This is a genomic window from Leucobacter alluvii (assembly GCF_039530485.1).
Classification (GTDB): domain Bacteria; phylum Actinomycetota; class Actinomycetes; order Actinomycetales; family Microbacteriaceae; genus Leucobacter; species Leucobacter alluvii.
Genome location: NZ_BAAAOP010000001.1, coordinates 111,988 through 127,546, shown reverse-complemented (window position 1 = coordinate 127,546; position 15,559 = coordinate 111,988). Strand labels below are relative to the sequence as shown.

15 protein-coding genes are annotated in these 15,559 nt (G+C 70.3%); 3 read left to right on the top strand and 12 right to left on the bottom strand.

The window, feature by feature from the left end; all coding sequences use genetic code 11:
* Positions 1-86: 86 nt before the first annotated feature.
* Positions 87-683, bottom strand: coding sequence for a TetR/AcrR family transcriptional regulator (locus ABFX18_RS00595; protein ID WP_346057005.1), 597 nt, complete (start codon positions 681-683; stop codon positions 87-89).
* Between the two features lie 104 nt (positions 684-787).
* Here ABFX18_RS00595 and ABFX18_RS00590 point away from each other — a divergent pair, with 104 nt between their 5' ends.
* A complete protein-coding gene (locus tag ABFX18_RS00590) occupies positions 788-1,789 on the top strand; it encodes an SDR family NAD(P)-dependent oxidoreductase (protein WP_200331283.1) in 1,002 nt (333 codons plus the stop codon).
* A gap of 12 nt (positions 1,790-1,801) precedes the next feature.
* On the opposite strand, the gene ABFX18_RS00585 is transcribed toward ABFX18_RS00590, so the two are convergent.
* Genes ABFX18_RS00585 through ABFX18_RS00575 form a run of 3 tightly spaced genes read right to left on the bottom strand, consistent with a single transcriptional unit; the run spans position 1,802 to position 3,868 of the window.
* Positions 1,802-2,380 carry a YdeI/OmpD-associated family protein gene (locus tag ABFX18_RS00585; protein ID WP_346057002.1) on the bottom strand — a complete coding sequence of 193 codons (579 nt, stop codon included), beginning with the start codon at positions 2,378-2,380 and terminating at the stop codon, positions 1,802-1,804.
* Entirely contained in the window at positions 2,367-3,341 is a 975-nt protein-coding gene (locus ABFX18_RS00580; RefSeq protein WP_200331279.1) for a zinc-binding dehydrogenase, read from the bottom strand. The genes ABFX18_RS00585 and ABFX18_RS00580 overlap by 14 nt, the downstream gene beginning before the upstream one ends.
* Before the next feature lie 32 nt (positions 3,342-3,373).
* Positions 3,374-3,868 (bottom strand): FBP domain-containing protein, encoded by a 495-nt coding sequence (locus ABFX18_RS00575; RefSeq protein WP_090151139.1) that lies wholly within the window; start codon positions 3,866-3,868, stop codon positions 3,374-3,376.
* A gap of 288 nt (positions 3,869-4,156) precedes the next feature.
* Between ABFX18_RS00575 and ABFX18_RS00570 the strand changes: the two genes are divergently transcribed.
* Entirely contained in the window at positions 4,157-5,632 is a 1,476-nt protein-coding gene (locus ABFX18_RS00570) for a dihydrolipoyl dehydrogenase family protein (RefSeq protein WP_346056999.1), read from the top strand.
* Between the two features lie 18 nt (positions 5,633-5,650).
* Here ABFX18_RS00570 and ABFX18_RS00565 read toward each other — a convergent pair whose 3' ends face one another.
* The 7 genes from ABFX18_RS00565 to ABFX18_RS00535 all read right to left on the bottom strand — a co-directional run bounded on the left by ABFX18_RS00565 (position 5,651) and on the right by ABFX18_RS00535 (position 11,291).
* Positions 5,651-6,949, bottom strand: a complete 1,299-nt coding sequence (locus ABFX18_RS00565) for an AI-2E family transporter (RefSeq protein ID WP_346056997.1) — start codon at positions 6,947-6,949, stop codon at positions 5,651-5,653.
* A gap of 326 nt (positions 6,950-7,275) precedes the next feature.
* On the bottom strand, positions 7,276-8,505 hold the full coding sequence (locus ABFX18_RS00560; RefSeq protein ID WP_200331269.1) for a C2 family cysteine protease: 1,230 nt from the start codon (positions 8,503-8,505) through the stop codon (positions 7,276-7,278).
* On the bottom strand, positions 8,499-8,867 hold the full coding sequence (locus tag ABFX18_RS00555; RefSeq protein WP_346056995.1) for a hypothetical protein: 369 nt from the start codon (positions 8,865-8,867) through the stop codon (positions 8,499-8,501). Before ABFX18_RS00555 ends, ABFX18_RS00560 begins: the two co-directional genes overlap by 7 nt.
* Entirely contained in the window at positions 8,864-9,145 is a 282-nt protein-coding gene (locus ABFX18_RS00550; RefSeq protein WP_346056993.1) for a hypothetical protein, read from the bottom strand. The genes ABFX18_RS00555 and ABFX18_RS00550 overlap by 4 nt, the downstream gene beginning before the upstream one ends.
* Positions 9,142-9,510, bottom strand: coding sequence for a hypothetical protein (locus ABFX18_RS00545; protein ID WP_346056991.1), 369 nt, complete (start codon positions 9,508-9,510; stop codon positions 9,142-9,144). Before ABFX18_RS00545 ends, ABFX18_RS00550 begins: the two co-directional genes overlap by 4 nt.
* A 45-nt stretch (positions 9,511-9,555) precedes the next feature.
* Complete coding sequence (locus tag ABFX18_RS00540; RefSeq protein ID WP_090151163.1) at positions 9,556-9,678, bottom strand: methionine/alanine import family NSS transporter small subunit; 123 nt, start codon at positions 9,676-9,678, stop codon at positions 9,556-9,558.
* Positions 9,675-11,291 carry a sodium-dependent transporter gene (locus ABFX18_RS00535; RefSeq protein WP_336662427.1) on the bottom strand — a complete coding sequence of 539 codons (1,617 nt, stop codon included), beginning with the start codon at positions 11,289-11,291 and terminating at the stop codon, positions 9,675-9,677. The genes ABFX18_RS00540 and ABFX18_RS00535 overlap by 4 nt, the downstream gene beginning before the upstream one ends.
* A gap of 93 nt (positions 11,292-11,384) precedes the next feature.
* On the opposite strand from ABFX18_RS00535, the gene ABFX18_RS00530 reads away from it, so the two are divergent.
* Complete coding sequence (locus ABFX18_RS00530) at positions 11,385-12,548, top strand: heparan-alpha-glucosaminide N-acetyltransferase domain-containing protein (protein ID WP_346056988.1); 1,164 nt, start codon at positions 11,385-11,387, stop codon at positions 12,546-12,548.
* On the opposite strand, the gene ABFX18_RS00525 is transcribed toward ABFX18_RS00530, so the two are convergent.
* Positions 12,545-15,544, bottom strand: coding sequence for a hypothetical protein (locus ABFX18_RS00525; protein ID WP_346056986.1), 3,000 nt, complete (start codon positions 15,542-15,544; stop codon positions 12,545-12,547). The genes ABFX18_RS00530 and ABFX18_RS00525 overlap by 4 nt on opposite strands.
* Between the last annotated feature and the right edge of the window lie 15 nt (positions 15,545-15,559).

The window sequence follows — 15,559 nt, the reverse complement described above, 5'->3', positions numbered from 1 at the left end:
GCTCACGGGCGGTGCGAGCACATTCGGGATCGGGCCCGATCTCGGGGCGGTGCGCGGTCAGCGGGAGCCCCGAAGTCGGCGCCGGCTTAGCGGACGGGCGGCGTCGCGACGATTCCGTGCATGACTTGGTCGACGATGCCGCGCAGGCGCTGTTCGCTGTGCACCGTGCCGGTGAGCGCCGCATACGCGGTGATCGCGATGAGGTGATCGGCGAGCAGGATCGCGTCGACGCCCTCTCGCAGCGCGCCGTGCGCGGCGGCGCGCTCGATGAGCTGCTGCACCCAGTCGCGGATCGGAGCCGCGAGGCGCTCATTGAGCGCCGCCGCGACGGCCGGGTCTGAGGCGGTGACGGCGATCAGCGCGCGAGCCACTCCGAGGCCCTCGGTTTGCTGGAGCTGTCGCGAGGAGGCCGTGAGCCAGGCGAGCAGATCGTTCGCGAGGTCGGGGGCGTCTTCGCCTGCTGCAGTCGGTCGCGGGAGGGATGCCGGCAGTACCCCTGCTACGAGCGCCTCACCCAGAATGGCCGCCTTCGTCGGCCACCAGCGATAGATCGTCTGCTTCGAGACCTCCGCGTCGGCTGCGAGCTGCTCGATGGTGAGCGCCTCGTACCCCGCTCCGGCGACCGCCCGACGCATCGCGGCGAGCACCGCCTGGCGGGCGGATTCACTACGAGGTCTCGGCACGCAATCAGGCTACCCGGGTGTAACGTGTTTCATTAGTGGACGCACCGTTGCGAAACACGCTTCGCGCGGCTCCCCTCGCGCCCGCTCCCACCGAAGGAGACATCATGGCACTCACCGCTCAGTCCAGCATCGGCGATTGGCTCGCAGATCCGACGGGAGGCGAGCTCGTGCGCGGGCTCCTCGCGCAGTCCGGGGCAGACCCCGACTCGCTGGCCCCCGTGCTCGGGCTCCCCCTCCAGCAGCTCGTCGTCCTCAGCCAGGGCGCGATGCCGCAGTCGGTCGTCGACGACCTGGTGCGCGCGGCGAACGGCGGAGAGATGCCCGATGCGCCCGCGGCGACCGGGTGGAGCGAGCGCGTCACCCCCGGCAGATTCGACGGCAAGACGGTCATCGTGACCGGCGCAGCGTCGGGCATCGGCAAGGCGACGGCTTCGCGCATCGCACGGGAGGGCGGCCGCATCATCGCCTGCGACATCGCGGCCGAGAAGCTCGACGCGCTCGTCGCGGAACTGCCCGCAGCCGACATCGTCGCTGTCGCTGGCGACCTCACGCAGCAGGACGCGATCGACCGCGTGATCGCAGCGGCAGGCCAACGGATCGACGGGCTCGCGAATGTCGCCGGCATCAACGACGACTTCTCGCCGGCGGGCGAGACGCCCGACGCGGTCTGGGATCGGGTGATCGCGATCAATCTCACGGCGCCGTTCAAGCTGATTCGCGCGGTACTGCCGGCGATGGAGGCTGCCGGGCACGGCGCGATCCTGAACGTGGCGAGCGAGGCCGCGCTGCGTGGAAACGCTTCGGGCAACGCCTACACGGCGAGCAAGCACGGCATCGTGGGCGTCACGAAATCGGCGGCGTTCATGTACGGGCCGAAGGGCATCCGCGTGAACGCAGTCGCCCCCGGCGGTGTCGCCACGGGCATCCCGATGCCGCCGAACATGTCGGAGGAGGGCTCCGCTCGACTGGCCCCGTTCCAGCAGACCATTCCCACCATCGCCACGGCCGAGCACCTCGCCGCATCGATCACGTTCCTGCTCTCCGACGACGCGGTGAACATCAACGGCGCGATCCTCGCATCGGATGGGGGCTGGTCGGTGCAGTAGGCACGAGCCGGATCAGCCAGAAGCCTCCCGCAGCTGCTCGACGAGCGCGGCGACGCGTTTCACCCGCGTCTCCGCCCGCACGGCGGTGACGATCGGGTGGAGGGCGCTGTAGCGCGCGCTCCGGCTCAGCGCGTCGAAAGCGGCCCGAGCGGCCGGCTCGGCGGCGAGCGCGCTCGTGAGCTCCTCGGGTTCAACCATGCTCGCGGACCCGGCGTAGGCGCGCTCCCAGCGCCCGTCGGTCTGTGCCCGCGCCACTTCCGCCCGCCCGCGCGGGCGCAGCAGCCCCTCGCTGTCGAGCCGGGCGATGATGTCGACGTTCCGCTTCGACCACATCGAGCGGGCTCGCCGCGGAGTGAAGCGCTGCTGAAACGTCGCGGCGTCGCGCGACTGCTTCTGGCCGTCGATCCACCCGCTGCAGAGCGCCACTTCGAGCGCCTCCTGGTAGCTCAGCGACGTCGGCGCGGTGGTGCCTTTCTTGGCGAGCACCACCCATCCGCCGTCGTGCGCGTCTTCGTGGACTTCGAGCCAGGCGCGCCACGCCGCCGCGTCCGCGAAGATGAGCGGCTCGGCAGCAGCGTCACTCTCCGACATCGAGAATCACCTTGCCGAGATGTCCGCCCGCGCGGAGCACCTCGTGCGCCCGTGCGGCGTCCGCGAGCGGCACGCGGGCGTGCACGGGCAGCGTGACTTCGCCGTTCTCGAGCAGCGGCCAGACGAGCTCTGCCGTCCGCTCGAGGATCCGCTGCTTGTCGTGCGGCTCGCGCGAGCGGACGGTGGTGCCGATGACCCGGGCGCGCTTGCCCATCAGGGCTCCGACGTTCAGCTCGCCGGTCGCGCCTCCCATCGTGCCGATGATGACGAGCCGCCCGAACTCGCGCAGCATGGCGACGTTGTCGTTCAAGGCGGGGCCGCCGATCACGTCGAGGATGATGTCCGCTCCGCCCGCCTCGCGAACCGCCGCCACCACGTCGGTCGTGTGCCGGTTCCATGCTTCGCTCGCTCCGAGTCGTCGCACCTCGTCGACGGCCGCGTCCGATCCGACCGTCGTCAGCACACGCGCTCCGAGGGCGCTGGCGAACTGGATCGCGAAGGTGCCGATGCCGCCCGTGCCGCCGTGGATCAGCACGGTCTGGGGCTCGGGGGCCGCTCCCCCGTCGCCGCCAGCGGGCTCCGCCCGCAATCCGCCCTCGATCACGAGGTTCGACACCACGGTCGCCGCCACCTCGATGATGCCGCCGGCCTCCGCGAGCGAGAGCGCCGGCGGCGCCGGCAGCACTTGCGCTTCTGGCACGGCGACGACCTCCGCGTATCCCCCGCCCGCGAGCAGCGCGACGACGGCCTCTCCCGTGTCGCGGCGGCGCCCGGACACTTCGAGCCCCGGCAGTTCGGAGGCTCCGGGCGGGGGCGGATACTGGCCGGCCGCCTGGGCGACGTCGGCGCGATTCACCCCCGCGGCGACGACGTCGATGAGGATCTCGCCGTCGCCTGCTGCCGGTTCGGGCACGTCGGCGAGTTCGAGCCGGTGATCTGCTGTGATGACGATGGCGCGCATGCCTCAACGCTAGACCCGGCCGCCCGCCACCGCTAGCGCCCGGTGACCAGCATGTCGGCGAACCCGGCGACCCGCTGCTGCAGGCGCTCGATGCGCCGCTCCCGATCGGCCGCCATGTCGAATCCGTCGTACGGCACGGGCGGGTCGGTGCGCACGACCCAGGAGCACTGGAAGTTCCGGCAGACGAGTGTGCCGACGGTGTTGCCCCGACGGCCCGATTCGCCGACGCGGCGCGCGGAGAAGAACACGACCTCGTTGATCAGCCGCGCGTCGCGGCACCACTCGCAGATCTGCCGTCGCTGCGGCGATGCGTCGGCCTGCCGCAGCAGGATGCCGATCGGGGTGCCGTCGGGCGCGGGCAGAACGACATAGGCGCGCTTGGCGAATTTCGGATCATGCCAGCCGAAGTAGTCGAGCGCATCCCAGTCGCGGGCCTCGAGGTCTTCGGGGAGCCCGGCGACGGAGACCTCTTTCCGTGAGGCGTTGACGAAGCTGGAGCGGATGGATGCCGCGGTGAGCGGGAGCATGGGAGAACCTGTTCGTACGGGGCGTTCCGAGGTGCGGCCGCGGCAGAGGTGCGCGGCGAGCGACGGCGACGGAAGAGGCCGGCGTGTGATGGGGAGGCGCCCGGATCGGGCGCGGAAGCGCGTCTCGGCGGGGCCGCACCTGCGGCTCGCATCGCCGAGCGACCGATCAGCTGTCGAGGGCGGATGCTCCGCCGCCGACCTCCTGACGCCCGAGGGCCGTCTGCTTCGTACCGTTCACCCGACCACGGTAGCATGCGGTCAGCACCGCCGCGATCGAGAAGGAGCACCATGCCCAGTGAATACGACGTCATTGTGATCGGTGCCGGCCCCGTCGGCGAGAACGTGGCTGACCGGGCCGTCCAGGGCGGTCTCACGGTCGCGCTGATCGAGGCCGAGCTCGTCGGCGGCGAGTGCTCCTACTGGGCGTGCATGCCGTCGAAGGCCCTGCTGCGTTCGAGTGAAGCCGTGCGCGCCGCCGGCCGACTGGAGGGCGCGAAGCAGGCGGTCACCGGCCCGGTCGACGCAGCTGCGGTGCTGCGCCGTCGCGATGCCTTCACGAGCGGGTGGGACGATTCGGGCCAGGTCGAGTGGGTGGCGAGTGCCGGCATCGACCTCGTGCGCGGTCACGGAGTGATCTCGGGCGAGCGAGAGGTCACCGTGCGGTCTGCGGAGAGCGCCGCGCCCGAGGCGGCGAGCGAGCGCGTGCTCAGCGCCCGGCATGCCGTCGTCGTCGCGACCGGCTCGGCGGCGCTCCTTCCCGACATTCCGGGACTCGCCGAATCGAGCCCCTGGACGAACCGCGAAGCGACCAGCGCAGAGCAGATCCCCTCGCGACTCGCCATCATCGGCGGGGGCGTGATCGCGGCCGAGCTCGCCACCGCCTTCGCGTCGCTCGGTTCGCACGTGACCGCTCTCGTGCGGAGCGAGCTGCTCTCGGGCCAGGAGCCGTTCGCCGGCGAACTGGTCGGTGCGGCGCTGCGCGAGCTCGGCGTCGACCTCCGTCTCCGCACCTCGCCCGCGTCGGTCGAGCGCGGCGACGACGGCGTGGTGCGCGTCACGACCAACGAAGGCGATGTGGTCGAAGCCGACGAGATCCTCGTCGCAACCGGCCGGGTGCCCCGCACCTCCGACCTCGGCGTGGAGCGGATCGGACTCGAGCCCGGTCGCTGGCTCGAAACCGACGACACCTTGCTCGTGCTCGGCGCCGACGGCGCACCCCTCGCCGGCGACTGGCTCTACGCCGTGGGCGATGTCAATCACCGCGCGCTCCTCACGCACCAGGGCAAGTACCAGGCGCGTGCGGCCGGCGACGCGATCGCCGCCCGCGCGAACGGCACTGCGCTGCACGATGAGCGCTGGGGGCGCCACGTCGCGACCGCCGACCACACCGCGGTGCCCCAGGTCACATTCACCGATCCGCCCGTCGCCTCGGTCGGATTGACCGCGGCCGAAGCGGAGAAGCAGGGCGTCTTGACGCGGGTCGTCGACTTCGAGATCGGCAGCGTCGCCGGTGCGAGCCTGCACGCCGACGGGTACCGCGGCACGGCGCGCATGGTCGTCGACGAGGATCGCGGGGTGCTCGTCGGCGCGACCTTCGTCGGCCCCGACGTGCACGAGCTCCTCCACTCGGCCACGGTGGCCATCGTCGGCGAGGTTCCGCTCGAACGGCTCTGGCACGCGGTGCCGTCGTATCCGACGATCAGCGAGATCTGGCTGCGGCTGCTCGAGACGTACGGGCGTTCGAACGAGCAGGTCGAGCAGTAGGGCGATCCTGCGCCAGGGTCACGCGCCGGTGGTCGGTAGCGCCTCGGCCTGCGCTTCGGCCTCGGGCTCGCTCACCGCTCGCTCCCCCGGCGGGAGTCGCTTCATGTCTTGCGCGGGGAAGACGACCTTCTGCACGATGATGATGACGCTCGCCGCGACGGGGATCGCGACGAGCGCGCCGAGAATGCCGCCGAGTGCACCGCCGCCGACGGCTGCGATCACGACGAGGGATCCGGGTACGGCGACCGCCCGGCTCATGATGCGCGGGCTCAGCACGTATGCCTCGATCTGCATGTAGACGAGATAGTAGATACCCGCGATGAGGGCGGTCGTCGGCGAGTTCACCAAGCAGACCGCGGTGATGATGATCGATGCGGAGAGCGTGCCCACCAGCGGGATCAGCGATCCGACGAACGCGATCAGCGCCAGCAGCGCCGGGAGCGGTGCATCGATGATGCTCAGGAAGATGAGGCTGAGCACACCGTTGCAGAGCGCGAGGCTCACCTGCCCGATCACATAGCGTCCGACCGCACCCGAGACGTCTTCGAGCAGCTCCCGGAAGCGGGGTCGGTGGTAGGCGGGCACGAATCGCACGACGAGCCGCTTCATCGCCCGCATCGATGCCATGAAGTAGAGGGTCAGGATCAGCACGATTATGACCCCGGTCACGCCGCCCGCGATGCCGGCTCCGACCGCAACGATGCCGCCGCCGATCTCGCCGAGGTTCGTGGGATCCTGCAGGAAGTCGAGCGCGCCCGAGATGGCATTGTCGAAATTCGTGCCGAGCTGATCGGTGAGCCACGCGTACCAGTCGGAGTGGATGACGTCGCCGACCATCTGCGGGGCGTTCTCGACCAGGTTGCCGATCTGCTTCACGAGCACCGGCACGATCGCGAGCAGTATGCCAGCGCAGGCCAGGAGCACTCCGCCGACGACGACCGCGACCGCCGCGCCTCTCGGCAGCCGACGCTCGATGCGCGACACGATGGGGTCGAGACCGAGGGAGAGGAAGAGGGCGACGCCGACGTAGACGAGCACTGTGCCGAGTTGCCCGATGATCGCGCCGATGAGCAGCGCGACGAGCACCCCCAGCGCTCCGAGCAGACCGAAGGTGAACGGATTGATACGCGCGCCGTTGCCCCACGGGATGTACCCCGGGCTGGAGGCCGCCGTAGTCGGCAGCTCATCTGCGCCGACCTTGTCTGCGCCGTCTTTCGCAGTCCACCACCGCAGCATGTCGTTCCCCCTCGTCGCGGTGCAGAGCTCAGCGCCGCCTGCTGCCAGTGGATCACTCGGCAGGGTCCGGGTCAAGCTCATCCCGTTGTGGGTCGCCGCGTGTCGCGCTACCGTTGGCCGCAACGACGCGCTCTGCCGTCCACCCCGCTCCACGCGGGAAGGCAGAGCGGTGGTGTTCGTTGCAGCGTCCGGATGGACCGGCTGCGCTACTCGGCGTTCGGGGCGAGCCCGAATTCCGGTCTCCAAGACGTGAGCGATTTCTAGCCGATCTCCTGCGCACTCTTCGCTTCCTCTGGAACCGAGTTCCAGGTACTCGCTGACGCGGTGCGCCGCGATTCCCAGAGCTCGTAACCTCCAAATAACTTCTGGTTCCGGGGGCACTGCCGTCTCTCGGCGACGTCTCGTGACTACTCGGTGACGTTCGTCATCGTCGCCCGCCAGAAGAGATCTTCGACGTCTTCCGGGCTGACGCGGAACTCGCCGCCGCCGTCGGCGCTGTTGCCCGGCCCCCACGGGTTGCGCATCCACACGCTTCCGTCGGGGTCGATGCGGGTGATGACGTAGGAGTGCGAGGTCACGACGTCGACGTCACGCGAGTTGCCGTCGGCGTCGGTGACCGTGATCTGGTGATCGCCGCTTCTCGGCGACGAGATCACGACCTGCCCGCCGTCGTCGAGCACCTCTCTGAGGTCGTCGACCTGTTCGGGGTCGAGCCCGGCGTAGTTGCTGTTCTCGATCACGTCGACGGGGTGACCGGTGATGATCTCCATGGCCTCGGCCGGCACTCCGCCGTCGATGAAGTCGTACCCGTACTCCTGACGGATCGCCGCCTCGTACAGCGCCGCGATCGAGGGCTTGTCGCCGCCGAAGATCCACCAGTCCCAGTCGCTCTGCTTCGCCCCGTTGTCGAAGACGTGCTCGACGAAGACCTCCTGCGGCTCCCCGTTCGAGTAGAGCGTCACCCAGTACCCCTCCTTCTCGGGGTCCCAGCGCACGTTGTCGCGAATGAACTCGTCGCCCTCGTCGCTGTCCAGCAGCGACACGATCGAGCTGAGCATGAAGCAGTCGCCGATGCTGCCCTGCGCGACGTCATCGGGGTCGAATGCGTCGTCGTCGAGGATGTTGTCCGAGACGCGCTCGTCGGGATCCTCTGGATCGTTGAACCACCCGAACGGATCCCACCAGGGTCGGCCGTCGCCCTCCTCGCCGATCGCGGCGCGCAGTTCATCGGCCGCCGTCGACGCCGCCTGCTGCACCTGCCCGAGCGCGCCGAACGCGGCGAGCTCCGCGCGCGCAACGGAGAGCGCTGCCGGAATGTCGAGCGGGTTGCTGCGCAGCGCCCGGGCCGCGCGATCCACATCGCCCTGGGCCTCGTCGTACTGCGACTGCGCCTCCCGCTGGACGGCCGCGTACCGGCGCAGCGTGCCGGCCGCCCCTTCGAGCGCGTCCGCGATGCGCAGGCTTTCGGGCAGCGTCTCCGAGGCAGCGGCGGTGTATGCGTCTGCAGCGGCACCGGTCCAGGTGTCCGGCCGCGCACGCGCGGCCTCGTTCCGGGCGCGCTCTGCGGCCTGCGCCCCGGTGTGCAGCGCAGCAGCGGCGGCCTCGACGGCCGCCGGATCGCCGAACGAGCTCACCACAGCCGCCACCTCAGTCGCACGCGCTCTGCTGCACCCTCGGCATCCGCACCCTCGGCATCCGCACGGTCGACATCCGCACCCTCGGCATGCTGGCCCTCGATTCCGACGACCTCGACGACGCAGAGCGCATGCACGCGCGCCCGATCCCCGACGGCCAGCGTCGCGTCCGAGGGGCCGAGCACGCGCACCGAGCGACCGGGCTCGACGGATGAGACGCCGACCATCGTCCCGCAGATCCGAGACTGCGTGCCAGCGACCACCGTGCGCTCGATCCCGGCGAAGCCGAGCCACCCGACGGCCACGACCGCCCCTGCGACGGCGGCCCCGCCGACGATCACGGCGATCCTGCGCCCGCGGCTCATGCGTCCGGCTCCGCGACCTCGATCGCTGCGGCGGTCTGCGTGCCATCCGGGCTGACGAAGATGTCGACGACGTGCACCGACCCACCGCCCGGCAGGGCCGCTGACTCGCCGGGGCGGAGCTCGACCGTGGTGCGGCCCTCCCGGCTCGAGATGCCGAGGCGTGCCGCGATTCCCCCGCCAGCGTCGGACGGCCGCAGCTTCGTCGCGATGAAGCCGATCGAGCAGCTCGTACCGCGCCGTTGCGCGCCCTGCCGCAGCAGCTCGGGAGCCCCGGTCACCGGAGCGGCCCATCAGTGCGGGGCGCGTCGGCGCCGGCACCGACCATGTCGCTCCCTGCAGCACCCGCGGCCGCACCGAAGACCGCACCGTATCGCCCGATTCCGGCGACGAGCTCGTCTTCGACCGCGCTCATATCGTCGAGGGTGTCGCGCACCCCCGTGTCGAGCGCCGCCCACCGCTCGGCGAGTCGGTCGGCCTCGCGACGCATCGCCGCTTCGAACGATGCGACGGCGCTGCCGAGCACCTGCGGCCCGAACGCCGCCGCGCCCGGCAGCTGCGGAACAGCCTCACCGACGTCTTCTGCAGCGGTTCGCAGATGCTTGCGAATGGTCGCCACGTCGTCGGCATCGATCGCGATCGTCACGCTTGCCCTCCCCCGAGTTCCCTGCGTGACATCATACGGCGACCGTCACGCCTCGTCGTCGACCCCGCTCACGTCGGGGTGCTTGCGCAGGCGCAGGATCGCCCAGGCGAGCCCGCCCCACAGAATGCCGATGGAGAGCGCCATCATGACGAGTGCGCTGGTGGTCATCGTGTTCCCCCTGAGTTTCGGCGAGTGGCTGAGGCTTCCTTGGCGACCGTGATGAGATCGTTCATCTCCGTGTGCAGTTGCTCGGGTTCATCGGGAACGAACGTATCGGCATCGGAGCGGCGGTACCTGCGGTAGCTCATCGCGAACGAGAAGATCGCGAGCAGGGCGATGGCGCCCCACCCGATCGTCGTGATGAACCAGGTGGGGAACCCGCCGTAGCCCTCGGTGAGGTACTCGGCGACGCCGCGCACCAGGATGACCGCGAGAATCACGGGGGTCACCGCCGTCACGGCGATCGTCCACACCCGGCCGAGCTTCAGCGACGACAGGGCGTTGAGGTGCGAGCGCAGGCTCGGTACGGCGCGGAACACCCACGCGACGAGCACGAGCGTCGCGACGGCCGAGCCGGTGACGCCGATGTTGTTGACGAACGCGTCGAGCACATCGAGGACGTTGAGCCCGGACGACGTGCCGAACAGCAGCACGGAGGGGATGCCTGCCGCGAGGCCGACGGTGACCGCGACGCGGCGGGTCGACCAGCCGGTCTTGTCCTGCAGCGACCCGGTGACCACCTGGTAGATCGACAGCAGCGACGAGAACCCGGCGAGCACGAGCGATCCGAAGAACAGCACCCCCATGAAGGCGCCCGCCGGCATCTCGCTGAGGAGTGTGGGGAACGTCATGAAGGCGAGCGCGACACCGCTCAGCCCTTCGAGGTCGTCGATCTGCACGTTCTGCGAGTAGGCCAGGAACCCGAGTGCCGCGAACACGCCGATGCCCGCGAGGATCTCGAACGCGCAGTTCGCGAAGGCGACGACGAGGCCGGAGCCGGCGAGGTCGCTGCGCCGCTTCATGTACGAGGAGTACGTGAGCATGATGCCGAAGGCGATCGAGAACGAGAAGAAGATGTGGCCGTAGGCGGCGAGCCACACCGCGGGATTCGCGAGGGCGGCGAAGTCGGGTTCGAAGAACTGGTTGATGCCGTCCCAGGCGCCGGGCAGCGTCATCGCGTAGACGACGATGATCACGAAGACGATGACGAGCAGCGGCAGCGTGATGCGGTTCGCGCGATCGAGACCGCGGCGGAGCCCCAGCGACATCACGATGATCGCGGCGATCCACACGATGAGCAGCGTGATGAGCACGGCGGGCACGAAGTCGAAGGTCACGCCGGGCGCCTCTGCGAGCTGCAGGTACTCGCCGGTGAAGAAGCCGACCGCGTCGTCGCCCCACTGGCGGCCGAAGCTGAACCAGACGAAGCCGAGCGCCCAGGCGATGATCACCGCGTAGTAGGTGAGGATCAGGAAGGACACGCCCACCTGCCACCAGCCGAGCGGCTCTGCCTTGCGATTGAGCCGTTTGAAGGCGAGCGGCGGCGCCGCGCGGTACTTGTGGCCGATCGCGTAGTCGAGGAAGAGGATCGGCAGACCGGCGGTCAAGAAGGCGACGAGATACGGGATCAGGAACGCCCCACCGCCGTTCTCGTAGGCGACACCGGGGAATCGCCAGATGTTGCCGAGCCCGACGGCCGAGCTGATGGCTGCGATGATGAAGGCGCTGCGCCGCCCCCACGTCTCGCGTTCGGGCGCACTGGTCTTCACCGATTCAGTCACGCAGATACGGTAGCAGGCCGGACGGCCCCTCGCGATCAGCGCCCCGCTGGGTGGGAAGCGAGAATACCGCGCCGCTTGTTCTCGCTTCTGGCCGTGAGCGAGAATAACGGCATCACTATTCTCGCTTCGCGCCTTCGCGCGCAGATCTCCCGGCTGGAGCCCCCGCACCGCCTCGCCGGAGTGGATCTCGCGCGCGGGTTGGCCGTGGTCGGGGTCTTCGCCGCGCACCTCGCCGTGATCACACCGTTGGAGTGGGGAGATCCCGGCACGTGGTCGGGGCTCGTCGAGGGCCGGTCCGCGGTGCTCTTCGCGATGCTCGCTGGGGTGTCGCTCGGCATCATCTCGGCGGCGTCTCGGCGTCGTCGAGTGGGCGCGGCCGAGTCGGCCGATCGGTCGAGGCCGCTCTGGGGGCTCCGCACGCAGTTGCTGCTGCGCGGCATCCTGCTCTGGCTGCTCGGGGTCTGGCTCGACGATCTCGATGTGCCCGTGTACGTCATCCTTCCCGCGTACGGCGCGCTCTTCGTGCTGGCGATCCCCTTCACCTCGCTCGCCGCACGGCATCTGTTCGCCCTCGCGGCGGTGCTCGCCGTCGGTGCTCCGTTCGTCGTGTGGTGGATCAATTCGATGGTCGCCCGCAGCGACGATCCGGTGTCAGTCGAGGAGTCGCTCCGCCTCATCGCCTGGAACTACCCGCTTCCGCTGTGGCTGGCGTTCATGCTCTGCGGCATGGCGACCGGGGCGCTGCTGATGCGCTCGTGGAAGTTCGCGTGGCCGCTGCTCGCGGTGGGCATCGTGCTCGCCGTCGTCGGATACGGCGTGGTCGGCCCCGCCGGTCTCGCCGCGGTCGGCGTCGGCCCGACCGAGTGGTGGGTCGCCGCGTTGAGCGACGCACCGCACTCGTCAGGGGTCGGCGAGGCCCTCGGCTCTGGCGGATTCGCCCTCGCGGTCACCTGCGCCGCCGTGCTCGTGTGCATGACTCCCCTGCGCTGGATCGCGTTGCCCCTGCGGGCGGTCGGTTCGATGCCGCTCACCGCCTACGTCGTGCACATCGGCATCTGGGCGATCTGGATCGCGGCCGAGACCGCGCGCGACCCCGGCGTCGACCCGTCGCTGGGATTCCGCGCGCTGGACCCGTTCTGGCCGATGACGATGGGCGTGCTGGTGGGATGCACGGCGTGGGCGCTGCTTGTGGGTCAGGGCCCGCTGGAGTGGGTGCTCGGCAAGCTCACCAAGGCGCCGCGGTGGAGACGGCGCTAAGCCGCTGCCGCCTCGCGCAGCTGGGCGAGGAGGCCCGCCCGCGAATACCGGTGCGGAAACACGCCGGCCTCCACGTAGTCGAGCACGCTGCGCCCGTCGGGCAGCGCGGGGGCGTGCAGGTCGAGCTCGCCCCGCATGAGCAGCGTGTGCACGAGCGGCTCGAACTCGGCCTCCTCCGCGTCGCGGTCGGCCAGCTGCACGAGCGGGTGCCGTGCGACGCTCGGGCCGCCGAGCCCGGGGCCAGCCTGCGCGCCGGCTTCGAGCAGTCGGATGAGCAGGAGCAGGTCGTCGGCTTCCAGCGTCGGGTTCTCGAACAGCACGTTGATCGGCGTCAGGTGCGAGAGCTGGATCGAGGCGTCGATGTCGTCGACATCTTCGAGGAGCAGCATCGCGAGCTCGCGGCGGTTGCGCGGGTCGGGGTTCGCGAGCGCGGCGTCGAGCACGTACCGGCGCGCTGGCATGCCGAGCACCGTGTCGAGAAACTGGTTCAGCGTGCCCGTGAGCGCGACCTGGTGCACGTCGCCGAGCTGCGCATACGCCGCCTCGGCTTCGTCGAGCGTCACCCGGTTGCCGAATACCACGCTCGAGTAGCGGTCGTCGGCGAGGATGTCGGGGGTGAGACTCTCACCCGCTCCGACCACCCACTGCAGCTGCGGCACGCCGGTCGCGTCGGAGTACAGCGTGGCGAACGGGTTGCCCGTGCCCGTCCGCACCCGCTGCAGCATGCCCGTCGACGCACGCCAATCACTCTCGTCGCGCCAGAACACGGCTTGCACGGCAGGGAGCGAGGTCGCGGTGCGCAGCAGACCGGGAATCGGCGGGCGATCCGGATCGGCACCGCCCGGCCGCGTCACCACCGGATACAGGCCGGCGGGGTCGCGGTCCGTCACGAGTGACAGCAGGTCGACCGGAACGCCGCGGAAGAGCTCGGCCTGATCCTCGAACGACGACCGCGCGACGGCCGCGGCGGTGTCATCGACCGGATAGGACATGAGCAGTCCGCGCCCGTCGTGAGCGAAGTGCCACACCCAGTAGTGATCGTCGGCCCGGATGCGCCCGCGCACCGCGTTCGGTCGCAGATCGGATCCCGCGAGGCTCGGCCCGCGCCACGAGATCTCGTGCGGTGCGGCTTCGCCCGCCACCTGTGCGGCGAGCGCGCCGATGACCCGCGTGCGCTGGCGCAGCTCCCACGTGCGGGTGCCGCGCATCAGGTCGATGACCGCGTCGGCTCGGCCGATCACGATGATCGCCTGCGGCTCCTCGGCGTAACTCGGGTCGGGAGCGCCCGCGATCAGCAGCACCGCGTGGCCGTTCACCCACCACATCGGCGCGTTCATCAGCCCGACCGCGCGCATCACCCGCGCCACCGGCGTTTTGCGCTCCATGCCGGTCTTCGGTTCGCGCGCCTGCATCTCGAAGGCGGGCCCCCACCGATCCTCCATCGCGTCGCTCAGCTCCGTGACCCAGGCCTGCAGCACGTCGACCGACCAGGGCTCGGCGAGGGCGATCACCGAGCGCAGCACGCGGCCGCCCATGGCGCGCAGCTCGCGGCCGCCGACGCGGAACGTGCGATCCTGCACATCGACCTGCTCCGGGTCGAAATCCCACCACTTCTCGGTCGCCTGCTCGATCTCCAGCACCATCTCGGCGTGGGTCGTGTCGCGCGGCAGCCCGTAGCCGAGGCGCTCAGCGTCGGACGGGCGCGGCTGCTCGGGGTACGGGCACGCCGCGAAGACCTGCTCGATCTGCGCGCGGCGATCCTCACTGGCGCGCCCCGAGAAGTCTTCGAGGGTGAACGATCCGCCGAGGCGGTAGGGCTTGCGCACGGCCTCGGCGAATCCGAAGTCGTCCATGCCGAAGTCGTTGAGGCTGCCGATCTCGAGCAGACTGCGCGTCACCCGCCAGTGCTCCCCGTCGAACCACACGGCGCCCGAGATGAGCGGCAGCGGCTGGTCGCCCAGCATGCGGAACTCGAGCTCGTGCTCGGCAGGCTCGCCGCGGCCGTTCTCGGTGCGGGCGGCGATCAGCTCGCGCAGATCCTCGGGCACGCCGTCGAGCATGCGGGCGATGAGGATCAGCTGGGCCTCCTCCAGCTGATCCTCGAAGGGCTCGTCCGCGTGCTCCGCCTCCGCGAGCTGATCGGCGATGAGCTGCTCGGCGGCGCTGGAGACGAAATCGGACTGGGGATCCTGCATGAGCACCAGCGCGCGGCCGTCATCGGTGAACGTCCACACCGTTGTGGTGCCGTTCCTCGCCCGCAGGCTGAAGCGGGACGCCTCGAGCGCGGTGTCGCGCACGCGCACCTCTCCCTGGCCGGCGAGCGCGCTCATGAGCCAGGCGCGACGGCGCAGCTCGGTGAGGTGCTCGCCGTGCATCAGGAGGTCGTGCACCGTGATCTCATCGTCGGCGAGCACCGCCATGCCGCCGAAGGCGTACTCGCGGGGCATGACGACGAGGATCTGGCGCAGCATGCTCGTCAACGGCTCGCCGTCCCAGCTGGTGAGGAGCACGCAGCAGAGCGCACCGCGATCCCACATCTCGGCCTCTTCGATCCGCACCGCGACCATGAGGTAGTCGAGAATGCCCTCGGGCTCCATCGAGACCCCCACGAGCTTGGGGGTGCGCACGAGCGGCGTGCCCCACGACACGCGCAGCACCCGGCGCACGCCCTGCGCCCACGTGTCGGCGACCTCGGCGTAGCCGCCCGGCGGCAGCTCGCGGTCTGCTGGGGCGCCCTCGGTGAGCGTCCGGTCTTCTTTCGGGTCGTAGCCTCCGAGGGGCAGGATCCAGACGCCCTGCGCCTGCTCGCCCTCGACGCCCTCGAACGTGAACTCCTCACCCGTCTCGGTCGAGATCAGGTGGTCGACGAGCCGCTCGCAGAAGCCGGGCACGTCGTCGAGGCCGAACGGCGGCTCGAAGATCGGCAGCCCGTCGTCGTCATCGTCGTCGGCGCTCGTGTCGCCCGTGCCGCCGTTGGTTCCGGTGTCTTCGGTCATCGCTCACTCGCCGTT